Below are 12395 nucleotides of genomic sequence, written 5' to 3'. Positions count from 1 at the left end.
CCTTTTTGTTGTTTTTGGTCTTTACTGCTGTACAATTGCCATTATAAATCCTTCCAACGGAATTTGGCATGAAAAGAGAAAAAACGATTGAAAACCTTCTTGAGTTAGCGGAGCTGACTCAGCAGGTTCAAGCTGACCGTATTGAAATTGTTTTAGAAGAGCGAAGCGATAACTACTTCCCACCAATGTCGAAAGCGATGATGGAAACCCGTTCTGGTCTAACTCGCCGTAAGCTCGACGACGCGATTGGTAAAATGGAAGCCGCTGGGCATCAATTTACTAAAAACAACGCGAATCATTATTCAATTACGTTAGAAGAAGCACACATGCTCATGGATGCGGCTGAAGTGCCTAAATTTCATGAGCGTAAAAAGAATTCAGGTAACAAACCTTGGATTATTAATGTGCAGAACCAAAAGGGCGGTACAGGTAAATCAATGACCGCGGTTCATTTAGCGGCATGTTTAGCGCTAAATTTGGATAAACGATACCGTATTTGTTTAATCGACTTAGACCCACAAGGCTCGCTACGTTTATTCCTCAACCCGCAAATCAGCATGGCAGAGCATGATAATATCTATTCTGCGGTAGACATTATGTTGGGTAACGTGCCTGATGGTGTGGAAATTGACAGTGAATTTTTACGTAAAAACGTATTGCTGCCAACGCAATATCCGAACTTAAAGTCGATTTCAGCGTTTCCAGAAGACGCGATGTTTAATGCGGAAGCATGGCAAACGCTATCTGAAGACCCATCACTCGATATCGTCCGTCTGCTGAAAGAGCAACTGATTGATAAAATTGCTGATGACTTCGATATCATTATGATTGATACCGGTCCACACGTTGACCCATTAGTATGGAATGCTATGTATGCATCAAATGCCTTGCTAATTCCTTGTGCGGCTAAGCGCCTGGACTGGGCTTCAACAGTAAACTTCTTCCAGCATTTGCCTACGGTATATGAAATGTTCCCGGAGGACTGGAATGGTCTTGAGTTTGTTCGCTTGATGCCAACCATGTTTGAGGACGACAATAAGAAGCAAGTTTCTGTTTTAACTGAAATGAACTATCTTCTAGGTGACCAAGTTATGATGGCTACTATTCCTCGTAGCCGTGCGTTTGAAACCTGTGCCGATACCTACAGCACAGTATTTGATCTGACAGTAAGCGATTTTGAAGGCGGTAAGAAGACACTAGCTACCGCGCAAGACGCTGTTCATAAAAGCGCACTGGAATTAGAGCGTGTGCTGCACTCTAATTGGCCGTCATTGAATCAGGGGTAATAAGTAAATGGCTTTGAAAACGTCTGAATTAAACGCGAAATTATTTGGCAAAACGAATAAGCGTCGTGTTGTGACTCCGCAAGAGGCGCAAACTGCGGCAAAAGAGAAAGCTCAAACGATTGAACTAGCAGTTGCAGGTGAAAATATTGTTCAGTTTGAACTTGTGCGTATTCCTGCAAATAAAGTTGCGACAGAAACAACAGTATTTGTTGATAACGCTCGTGAGCAATCGTTCTTAAACGAACATGCTTTATCTGATGTTTTAGTCACACTCAAAGAGCGTGGCCAACAATATCCAGCTGTGGGTCGTAGAACTGAAGATGGCAAGATCGAAGTTTTAGATGGTAGCCGTCGTCGCATGTCTTGTATCCTCGCTGAACAAGATTTTTTGGTTTATGTTGCTGACAACATCAATACTGACCATGCTAAGTTTTTGTCTGATGTGGCAAATGCTCACAAACCGCTCTCTTTATACGAAAAAGGTAAAGAGATGCAGGCTAAGCTTGATAGTGGTGAAGCTGAGGATCAGAAAGCATTGGCAAAAATGTTCCAGTGCAGTGAAGCGTTGGTAAGTGGCGCTTTAAAAGCCGCAGCATTACCGTTAGAACTGCTTCAAGCGTATCCGAATGTTGGCGATCTCGGTCGCCCAACAATCGTGAAACTGCACAAACAGTTTTCAACGCTAACGCCAGAGCAGCAGCAAGAGCTGTTAGATAAATGTCGCTCTAGCGAAGGATTTTTATGGCAGCGAAGCACAGCTCAAGGCGTTGCTCGTCTGACAAAAGAAGTCACGGAAAGCATCGAAAATTGGATTACTGAACTTGCACCAGCAAAACCTGGTAAGAAGACGGAAAAAGTCGACTTAGTTAAAGGTCGAGCAAGCTATAGCCGAAAAGGTAGCAGCCTGGCGTTGAACTTGAAGAAAGTTGACGACAGCTTAATGGAAGAGATTCTTGCGTTTGTACAAACCAAACTGCAATAACAAATGATGATTGAATCAACCGCCTCCGGGCGGTTTTTTTATATCTGAGAAGCGTCAAATTAAAGATGTGATACCATTGCGTCAGTTCAACGTTGGATAGACAAAATGCAGACACAATCTGATTTCCTTTCATCACTTCAACATCAAGCTCACCAATCTTTCCAAAGGATTGGTGTTGTCATTCAAGGCGAGGCTTCTTGGCAAAATGCGTTGATGTCAGAGTTCCATAAAACGCAGCGCCATCAACGTTGGTTTTCTGTTGGTGATTTTGGTTTGAAAAACGTATCCAGTGTTTCGTCTAAACAAGGGCACATGTTGCTAGGCAGAGAGTGTGACGTTCTATTGTTTGATGCTCGAAATGGCTTTGACGCCAATAGTTTTACCGCCGCGCTTGGCTCATTGGTTGGCGGCGGTTTTCTTATTGTCATTACTGAGCTGCGACAAAATGCGAATTTTGCTCAGCAATGGATGCACAAACAATGGGAGAAGCTCGTTGTTATTGAGCAAGACAAACCATTGCCAACGGCTCCAGACATCAAGCAAGCAGAAAAAGAAAGCCACTACACGGAACAAGAACATGCCATTTCTCTAATTGAAAAGGTGGTGACAGGACATCGAAAGCGACCATTAATTTTGACCGCTGATCGTGGACGTGGAAAAACAAGTGCCCTCGGAATTGCGTGTGTGAACTTATTACAGCAGAAGCCGCTTAGAATCTTAATTACGGCACCATCTATAAAAGCCGTTGAGCCTGTTTACCAACATGCTTTACGTTTACTCCCTAGCGCACAGCGTATTAAGAAGGACAGATTAGAATCAGGGCAGGGAGCCATTCAATTTATTGCTCCAGATGAACTATTATTGAGTCGACCTGAATGTGATTTGTTACTTGTCGATGAAGCGGCTGCAATTCCAGTTCCTATGCTCAAGAGCATTACCGAACATTATCATCGACTCATTTTTTCTACGACTATTCACGGTTATGAAGGTTGTGGCCGGGGCTTTACGATTAAATTTGTTGATTGGCTTCAGAAACAGCGTTCGGGAATGAAAACGTGGCACATGACACAGCCCATCCGCTGGAGCATGAATGATGCGCTCGAATCATGGCTCTATGACGCGTTTTTGTTGGATGCGGAGTTAACGCACCATCAACTTAACCAGGTCGACTCAATTTCCCTTTCTAAAGCCGATAAGGACGATTTGATATCGCAGCCTAGTTTGCTGCGCGAGTGCTTCGCTCTTTTGGTTAATGCTCATTATCAGACCTCGCCGAATGATTTGATTCACCTTTTGCAAGACGACAACAGTCAGCTCTATTTTGCTAAGCAAGATAATGCGGTTGTGGGGGTAATATTAGCGGTCGAAGAGGGTGGGCTTGACGCTGAATTGGTTGAAGAAATTCAGCTTGGTAAGCGTCGTCCTAAAGGACACTTAGCCCCAGTTACGATTGCAAACCACCTAGGATTTCCGAATGTCGCGAATCTATCGACGCTGCGAGTCATGAGAATTGCTGTTCATCCGGAATTGCAAGGAAGAGGCATCGGTCAAAAAATGCTGCAGCAACTTGATCAAATGGCGGCTAAACACATTGCTTACTTATCCACGAGTTTCGGTGCGACGGAAGAGTTGGTCCATTTCTGGCTACAATCGAACTTCCGTGCAATTCGTTTAGGGTCAATGCGCGATGCTGCTAGCGGTTGTTATTCAGTCTTGATGGTCAAACCTTGTGATTCCCAACAGACGGCTTGGGTCGATGAATCTCAGGCGCTATTTGAAGAAATGTTGTCTAATAATGTGGCTGACGTCTATCCAAAATTAGAAGCCTCTATTTTTCGAGCTCTATTACCGCAACCTTTGGGAATGAGTCCACTTCATCCCGCTAAGTTATTACTAATTGAATGCTATGCTGATGGTGGTAACAGTTATGAGTCCGTGTCTGCTTGGCTTCAGCAGTGGTTACTTAACTTAGGTTTGAACTCCGCTTCCGACTTGATGATCAGTAAGCTTTTTCTTAACCGTAGTTGGACTGAATGTGCTCAGCAATTTGGTTTACCTGGAAGAAGGCAAGTTGAGCAGCAGTTAAGGGACGAAGTAAGACACATTTGGAACGATTTACACTGTAAACACTAAAGGGAAATTTACACTGTAAATGAAATTATTAGGAGCTGATTTTACACTGTAAATCCAGCTCCTTTTTATTTCGGCGTGTATTTTGATTGAGCTTTAGGTTAAATCGAAATGCTCTCTTAATATCTGTTTAACCGTTATTGATGGATTACTTTCTTTAGTGACGTGAGCCCTATAATAAGAAATGCGAGGTTTGTTCAGAAAACGGATTTGGGTAGACTGAAAGTGTTGATGGGAAGCAAAGTGGTAAGGGTATGTGGAAGCTGTGTCTTGAGTTATCTGAAGATAAGACCAAGGTGATAGCCCGTCTTCCGGGAGAAGTGGACCTCGGTGGTGAGCTAAATCAAAATGAATTAAACGAGCAGCTCGTCGCAATGAACGCTGAAAAGATGTTTGTTGTTGAGGGGGAAGTCGTGAGATTCATTAACTGCGCCAAAGAACGTAAAGCCGAGGCCTACGAAGGCATCGTCATTGCGGAAAAACGCAACGCGCAAGTTGAGGTTGAATTATCGAATAATGACATGCTCGCCAGTATGAACGTTGTCGGCGCGTACGGAGGCCGAGGTTTACGTGGCCCCGAGATTGTTCAAGCCCTTGCTCAAGCGCGAGTTTCGAAAGGCATCAACAAACTGGCTTTGAAGAAAGTGTTGGTTGTCAGCACTCAGCTCAAACCCGGCGAAACTTTTTCTCAACCTGTAGCGGTTGGTAAGCAACCTATCAAAGGCAAAGACGCTCTTTTTACTCCTCTTGTTAAAGACATCACCAAACGCATCCTCAAACCCAAAGACGGCCAATCTGCTAGCGACAAAATTGATTTACGTAACCTCGGTGAAACTATCGCGGTTGACGTAGGCGATGAGGCGATGCGCCGCACGCCTGCGACCAAAGGTACGCCTGGTTTTACTGTTCAAGGGCGAGTGATTCCTCCACAAGCCGGAAAAGACAGCCCAATGAAGCCAGGCAAGGGCACCGAGATAAGCAAGCAAGACCCAAACCTATTGATTGCATCGGTATCCGGTACGCCTCTGATTAAAGACAAAACCATCGAAGTTGATAACGCACTCTGCCTCAATAGCGTTGGCGTGAATACAGGCCACGTGAAATTCAAAGGGAATGTGATTATCGGTGGCAACATTGAATCTGGCATGATTGTTAAAGCGACGGGTTCTATTACTGTAGGCGGCTTCATTGAATCGGCTGACGTACAAGCGCAAGACGACATCCAAGTTGGTAAAGGGATCATTGGCCATACCGTGAGTGATGGCCAGCCAAAGAGTTGTCACGTCAAAGCCAAAGGTTCGATTCGTGCCAGCTACGCCCAATATTGTGATTTGCAAGCCGGCGAAGATATTGAGTTGGCGGTGCACAGCATGAATAACGATATTGTTTGTGGGCGCAATCTGACGGTGCTAGACGCGAACGGTAGGAACGGCACGCTCAGCGGCGGAGATGCAAAAGTCGGTGGCAAAGTGGTGTGCTTACAATTGGGCGTAGAAGGCGACACCGCCACTAAGGTAGAAGCGTTCGCACGCTATTCTGCATTTAAGGAACGATTAGCAGAGCTTAAAGAACAATACAAACGCGCTCAAGAAGGCACGATGGATGTGATTCGTAAAGAGCTCGAATTTAAGAAACGTCCTAAAGCCGAACGTACCGACGAAGAACAAGCTCAGATTGACGTGATGAAAACACAAAACAACGAGCAGCTTGAAGCGATAAAGCAAAAGCTAGAACAAACGGAACACGACTTTGAAGTCGCGTTAGAAGAAAATATTGTCGAAGCCAAAGAGCGTGTCTTCACACGCGTGACGGTGCAGTTTGGCGACGAGCAGGTAACGACAAAGCGCACTCATGGCGGTTGTTCGTTCCGTTTCAATCAATACGAAATTAAAGTCTCGGCGAACTTGGAAGAAGAGGACGTCGCTGCGGTTTAAGCTTTCTTACTCACTGAGCCCACACGTCGCAACAAGATGTGTGGGCTTTTGTTTATCTACAAATCGACAATGTGCTCTTGATAGTAGTCCGCAAGCGCACCGACTTGGCTGCTACACATTACTTTCATTGCTTGTTTAATGTGTTCTATTGGCCAGTTCCACCATTGGATATTGAGTAGAGTTTCAATCTCTTTATCGCTGAATCGTTGACGTACGACTTGGTTGTTTCCAACCACTACCGAATAAGGTTGCACGTCTTTCGTCACTACGGTGCGTGCTCCGATGACGGCTCCATCACCGATGTTTACTCCGGGCATGATCATCGCCTCGCTGCCAATCCAAACATCGTTCCCCACCACTGTATCTCCGGCACGCTCGAAACCGTCTTGTACGCCTTCTCCAAAGTCTTCAGGAGAGAAGGGGAAGGTCGAAATCCAGTCAATGCGATGACCTTGGTTTCCTGCCATCATGAAGGTGGCTCCAGAAGCGATGGAACAAAACTTGCCAATGATTAATTTGTCGATGCTATCGGGTTCTCTACTTTGCCATTCTTGAAGTGTGACGGGGTCACCCAACAAGTAGCGTACCGCTTGCTCTTCGAAGCTTTTTTGATGATAGAAGCCCGAGTAATAGCTGTAATCGCCAACGATGATATTGGGATTAGTGATGTGATCTTTAATGACTTGACCTTTTAACCACGTGTCGAAAACACTCATAACTCATCCTTTCAAATTTAGGTTGTACAGAGTTTAGAGGCTTTCTATTATTTCCAGTAGTTTGATTTTAGAGATTCAGAATTACTGTATGGAAATAAAATGGCTCAGCTACGTACCACTTTACGTCGCTTTGTGTGAGGAACGGAGTATTGCTGGTGCAGCAAAGCGACTGAATTGTTCGAATGCGCATGTAAGTCGGCAACTTAAACAGCTTGAAGACATATTGTCGGTGCAGCTTATTCAGCGAACTACGCGCCAGTTTAATTTGACCTACGATGGTTTGCGGTTTTATCAGCAGGTAAAGCAACTGCTCGAAGGCGCTGAGCAGATCAATGAGCAAGTCATGGCAAACGAGATCGTATCGGGAAAATTGAGAATAGCGGCGTCCGCTTCTTTCGGAGCTGCGTTACTCAGCCAAACATTGATCGAGTTTCGATTGCAACATCCACAAGTGAGCGTCGAAGTGATCTTCACAGAGACACCTCTCGACTTGATTGAGGCTGGGTTTGATATCGCATTCTACTTTACCGATACTCCCCCAGAGGGATACGTCGGCCATCAGCTACGCACTTTACACTGTAAACCGATCGCTCATCGCTCGTATTTAGCTGATAAACCAAATGTAAGTACGCCAGAGGATCTTGGTGACTTAGAGCACATCCTTTATAAAAGTCGTGACTTGGTGTTAGACAAGTGGACGTTTACGCATAAGCAAACTCAACAGCAGTGCAGCATTGAGTTAGAAAGTACGCTGAGTTTTAATCTTGTCCAGTCCATGTTGGATGCTACTTTGGCTGGCTGTGGTGTAGCCATGTTAGATGAATTTGCACTGGCTAAACTCGACCCTGCACAAAAAGAACAACTCGTGAGTTTGCTGCCAGAATGGCAAACGGATGCGATTTTGCCGCTTTATCTGCTCTACCCAAAACGTGAGCACTTACCAAGAAGAACGCGAGCGTTCATTGATCACTTTAGGAACATATATTCTGTCGGCGAATAGCGACAACAAACTTAGCAACAATTGAGGAAGCAAAGGAATGCGAAAACACTGTATTGCGATTGGTGGTGGTGGCTGGATGATGGGAGAGAACCCGAGTCCGCTCGATCAATACATTTTGTCTTTGTCTGGTAAGGAGAATCCAAACATTTGTTTTCTACCGACAGCCACGGGAGACGCCGATGAAGTTATTGAACGTTTTTACAATGCGAAGCTTAGTGAAAACGTAACCCATTTTCCGCTGTTTAAGTTTGATGCTGGTTGGAAAGAAACGCTATTTGAACAAGACATCATTTACGTCGGTGGCGGTAATACGCGTTCGATGTTGGCCATTTGGCGCGAATGGGGAATCGATAGAATACTCAAGCAGTGTTATGAACAAGGCATCATCATGTGTGGCATGAGCGCTGGTGCAATTTGTTGGTTTGAGTTTGCGGTGACAGACAGTGATCCCGAAGCATACCAAGTTATGCGTTGTCTTGGATTAATTGACGGTTTGGCTGCGGCGCATTTTTCCCATGTTGGTGAGAAGTTTGAGGTTTTCCAAGCCTTTGCTCGTTCTCAACCGAGCATCACTTGTTATGGTATTCACGATTATGCGGCATTGCACTTTGTTGATGGAAAATTGTTAGCTACTGTCACCAGCTTCCCTGATGCAGGCGTGTTGGTTAAAACAGGTAACGAAGAAAACATATGGCGAGGGTGAGCTTCTTCAAATCAGCATTAAAGGCAATAACTACTGACCGGACACAGAAGAAGCTCATGGATTCAGCTAACTTACATTAAGTATCGTGCTTACAGCTCGTAACGCAGACCTAAGTGGTAGTAGCTTTCGTCTGCGTGCGCACCGCCAAACGAGACTTCTTGTCCATTGCTGAAGCCACGCGAGCCGTTACGATCAACGTAGTTTGTGTAGATAGAAGAACGAGGCGTCAGTTTGTATTGCACTTCTAGCGTTGTATCTTTCAGCTCTAGCTCGTCACCCTCACTGTTTTCTAAAGAACGATAACCAGCACGCAGTGCCCATTTGTCATTTACACTGTAAACCGCCGTCAATTCCATCACTTTGTCGGTACTGGTTTGCGAGTAATAGCCCTCTAGTTCATCTTCCGAGTACAACGCACCCAACATCAAATCTCCTAGGTAGTAACGTGTACCTGCGCCCCAGAATGTGTAATCGGTGTCGTTGCTTTCACGTGCATCACCTTTATTTTTCTGCATCGCCACCACTGGTGCCAAGGTACCCAAATTCCCCATGTCTAGCGTATAACGCAGTGCAGCGTTGTAACCGTAGTCAAGCTCAGAAGTGTTGTTTCCTAAAATGTACGCGACAGAAAAATCGAAATTACCTAGGTTGTTTTGGTATTGCAGCGTGCCATCTTGACGGAAAACTTGCGTCGCGGTTTTGTCGACTTTATTCGCTTGGCGCGCCATAGAAACATCGGAAGAGGCGAATACATCACCAATGTCGGTAAACATAATCAATCCAGATGCCACGCGACCACCTGTAATGCGACCATAATCTTTCGCATCAATCCCCGCCCATACATAACGCGCGGTCAGAGACGGTTTGTCGTTTACTTGGTTTGCGTATTCAGCTGCACCCACTTGGTATTGCGCTTGGCCGATGATCGACGCGTACTCGTTGATGGTTTGTGAACCGTTTAAACCAATACGGCCATCAAACTCGCCATTTGCATCGCCGTGCTCGTCATTTTTACTGGTGACATTGAAACCAAGACGAGAGTAAATATTTAAAACTGACCCATCTTCTGCTTGATACAGCTGCGCTGCCATTGCGTTTGATGCCATCAATGTAGGGAGAAGTAGAGTCAAAATGTGCTTTTTCATGATTAACGACCTTTCATTTCTATTGTTTTAGATACGACAAAGCCCCTTCCGAGTAACGGAATAAGAAAAATTGTCGTGAAGTAGAGAGAGGGTGCGCCCTTGTCTGCCAAGGGCGCGAGCTAGTCCATTCCTATAGGGGAAGAATGATTTAGCTTAAATCGACGTCTTTGCAGCCAAAGAAGTAAGTCGCGAGGAAGCCGACGATGTAAGAGATAAGCAGGCCGGTAACAAACACCATCATGCCCGGGAAGATGCCATTTTCAGATGTCATGAGAGGAATCGCCACGATACCGGACGGGCCAAACACCGTATTAAGACCAACTGGTAAGCCAAGGTAAGAAACTAAACCGATAAAGAAGCCGCCCGCAGCACCACCAATACAAGCGGTAACGAATGGTTTTACGCGTGGTAATGTCACGCCGTAAATCAATGGTTCGCCAATGCCTAGAAGACCCGGAATAATAGCGCCTTTAACTTGGGTGCGCAGTAGAGCGTCTTTTTTGGCTTTGAAATACAGCGCCATTGACGCGCCAACCTGACCGCCACCTGCCATCGCCAGGATAGGGAATAGTGAGTTAAAGCCCTGTGCTTCCATCAATGCGAAGTACACTGGAACAAAACCCTGGTGGATGCCAAATACCACAGAAATTAAGAACAAACCTGCCAAGATTGCAGCGCCTAATGGGTTATCGTTCAAGTTGAGGAACAACCAAGACATCCCTTTAAACAGCTCGCCGCCGATTGGCATGATGATCAAGAAGGTTACCGCACCCATGATCAACAGAGTGATAACGGACGTTAAGATCATATCCAGATCATCTGGCATGTATTGACGAACCTTACGCTCGACTTGCGCACCGATGATCGCCGCCAAAAGTACGCCGATAATGTTGCCGCGCGGATCAATCGCAAAGCCGAAAAACTCGTTCATGCCAGAGTAAATGCCGGATGTCGCCTCTGGGTTGTAACCCAGCACAAACAAAGAGGCGAGAATGGCACCATTAACACCAGAGCCGCCAAATGCTTGCTGCGCGTTGTAACCAATCAGAATACTTAGGAAAGCAAACAGACCCTTACCAAAGACTTTCATGTAGGCGATCAAATCCAACATAAACTGGCTTGGTGTCTGGTCGAGAACAAACATTTGTTCCAATAACGTCGCAAAACCTAGCAACAAACCAGCGGCAATAAAACCAGGGATCAACGGCGTAAAGATAGTGGCAAACTTGCTTAAAAAACGCTGAACCGCACTGGTTTGCTTGCTCTTCATCTGTTTTTTCTGCTCGGCCGCGACGGCAGAAAGATCTTGTTGCGGCATATCTGGTTCTTCACTGTCACCAGAAGTTAAGCTGTTGATCAATTGATTCATCATCTCAGCCGCTTGTTGAGCTTTTCCGGGACCGAGAATGATCTGAAATTGCTCATCGCTTTCCACCACACCCATTACGCCGGGAATTTGCTTGATAACAGACTGATCAGCCAAACCATTGTTGGCGAGCGATAAACGCAAACGCGTCATACAGTTACCACATTTGCTTACGTTGCTGCTGCCACCCACTGCGGACAGCAACTGCGATACTGTGTTTGAAGTTATTTTTGCCATAGGGTCTATCCTTCAGAACTCGGATTATTTAGTTATTATTTAGTGCTGCGCGAATAAAACCGTTGTGCGCGGCGAGGCGTGATTTGGCTTGTTCGGCATCCAAATCGGCCAAAATCATTAAGATGGCGGTTTTGCAGTGGCGACCGCAGGCATTTAATGCTCGCTCTGCTTCTTCTTTTGATGCGTCGGTTGCTTCCACAACAATGTTGGTTTGGCGTTGGATGAGCTTGGCGTTAGTGGCTTCTACATCCACCATTAAGTTGCCAAATACCTTACCGCTACGAATCATTGCGCCTGTCGTGAGCATGTTTAGCACCAGTTTTTGTGCGGTGCCGGCTTTCATGCGAGAAGATCCAGTGACAACCTCTGCGCCAACTATCGGCAGAATCGCGATGTCGGCCGCTTCTGCCATGGCACATTCTGGATTACAGGCGATAGATGCGGTCGTGGCTCCGATGGATTTAGCGTAGTCCAAACCACCTAGTACATAAGGTGTACGGCCACTCGCTGCAATGCCTACAACCACGTCATGCTTGGTGAGGTGAAGTGCTTTTAAGTCGTCTTGACCCATTTTCGCGTTGTCTTCTGCGTTTTCTACCGCTTTTAAAATCGCTTGATGTCCACCAGCAATTAAGCCAATCACCATATCTGGATGCGTGCCGTAGGTAGGAGGACACTCGCTTGCATCAAGAATGCCTAAGCGACCTGACGTACCAGCTCCCATGTAAATTAAACGGCCACCATTTGCAAAAGCTTGGGTAATTGCGTCAACTGTCTCTGCAATTTGTGGTAGCACCGCTTTTACCGCGAGCGGGACTTTTTGATCCTCTTCATTAATGACTTGCAGCATCTCGATTGTCGAAAGCGTATCGATCTCGGCACTGGCTGGGTTACGG

The 12395-nt window shown here is 45.8% G+C and carries 10 protein-coding genes; 6 read left to right on the top strand and 4 right to left on the bottom strand.

The annotated features are described in order from the left end of the window. Positions 1-68: 68 nt before the first annotated feature. The 4 genes from CAG68_RS04335 to CAG68_RS04320 all read left to right on the top strand — a co-directional run bounded on the left by CAG68_RS04335 (position 69) and on the right by CAG68_RS04320 (position 6332). A complete protein-coding gene (locus CAG68_RS04335; RefSeq protein ID WP_005374503.1) occupies positions 69-1286 on the top strand; it encodes an AAA family ATPase in 1218 nt (405 codons plus the stop codon). A gap of 7 nt (positions 1287-1293) precedes the next feature. Beyond that, on the top strand, positions 1294-2268 hold the full coding sequence (locus tag CAG68_RS04330) for a ParB/RepB/Spo0J family partition protein (protein ID WP_005374504.1): 975 nt from the start codon (positions 1294-1296) through the stop codon (positions 2266-2268). A 105-nt stretch (positions 2269-2373) separates the two neighbouring features. Beyond that, entirely contained in the window at positions 2374-4401 is a 2028-nt protein-coding gene (locus CAG68_RS04325) for a tRNA(Met) cytidine acetyltransferase TmcA (protein ID WP_086047160.1), read from the top strand. Between the two features lie 251 nt (positions 4402-4652). Continuing rightward, entirely contained in the window at positions 4653-6332 is a 1680-nt protein-coding gene (locus tag CAG68_RS04320; RefSeq protein WP_086047161.1) for a DUF342 domain-containing protein, read from the top strand. Between the two features lie 56 nt (positions 6333-6388). Here CAG68_RS04320 and catC read toward each other — a convergent pair whose 3' ends face one another. Further along, positions 6389-7048, bottom strand: coding sequence for a type C chloramphenicol O-acetyltransferase (gene catC / locus CAG68_RS04315; RefSeq protein ID WP_005383592.1), 660 nt, complete (start codon positions 7046-7048; stop codon positions 6389-6391). Between the two features lie 88 nt (positions 7049-7136). On the opposite strand from catC, the gene CAG68_RS04310 reads away from it, so the two are divergent. After that, on the top strand, positions 7137-8048 hold the full coding sequence (locus tag CAG68_RS04310; protein WP_053812320.1) for a LysR family transcriptional regulator: 912 nt from the start codon (positions 7137-7139) through the stop codon (positions 8046-8048). Positions 8049-8085: 37 nt separating this feature from the next. Continuing rightward, positions 8086-8751, top strand: a complete 666-nt coding sequence (locus tag CAG68_RS04305) for a peptidase E (protein ID WP_086047162.1) — start codon at positions 8086-8088, stop codon at positions 8749-8751. An 89-nt stretch (positions 8752-8840) separates the two neighbouring features. Here CAG68_RS04305 and CAG68_RS04300 read toward each other — a convergent pair whose 3' ends face one another. The 3 genes from CAG68_RS04300 to murQ all read right to left on the bottom strand — a co-directional run. Beyond that, a complete protein-coding gene (locus CAG68_RS04300) occupies positions 8841-9896 on the bottom strand; it encodes a porin (RefSeq protein WP_086047163.1) in 1056 nt (351 codons plus the stop codon). A gap of 148 nt (positions 9897-10044) precedes the next feature. Next, positions 10045-11499: a PTS N-acetylmuramic acid transporter subunit IIBC gene (gene murP / locus CAG68_RS04295; RefSeq protein ID WP_161440824.1), complete on the bottom strand. Its 1455-nt coding sequence runs from the start codon at positions 11497-11499 to the stop codon at positions 10045-10047. Positions 11500-11527: 28 nt separating this feature from the next. Then, on the bottom strand, positions 11528-12395 hold an 868-nt coding region (murQ, locus tag CAG68_RS04290; protein ID WP_161440823.1), incomplete at its 5' end, for an N-acetylmuramic acid 6-phosphate etherase.

The sequence above is a fragment of the Vibrio sp. V42_P2S4T144 genome, assembly GCF_009904715.1.
GTDB classification, from domain to species: domain Bacteria; phylum Pseudomonadota; class Gammaproteobacteria; order Enterobacterales; family Vibrionaceae; genus Vibrio; species Vibrio alginolyticus.
The sequence above is the reverse complement of the archived record's forward strand: the minus strand, read 5'-3'. Positions and strand labels throughout refer to the sequence as shown.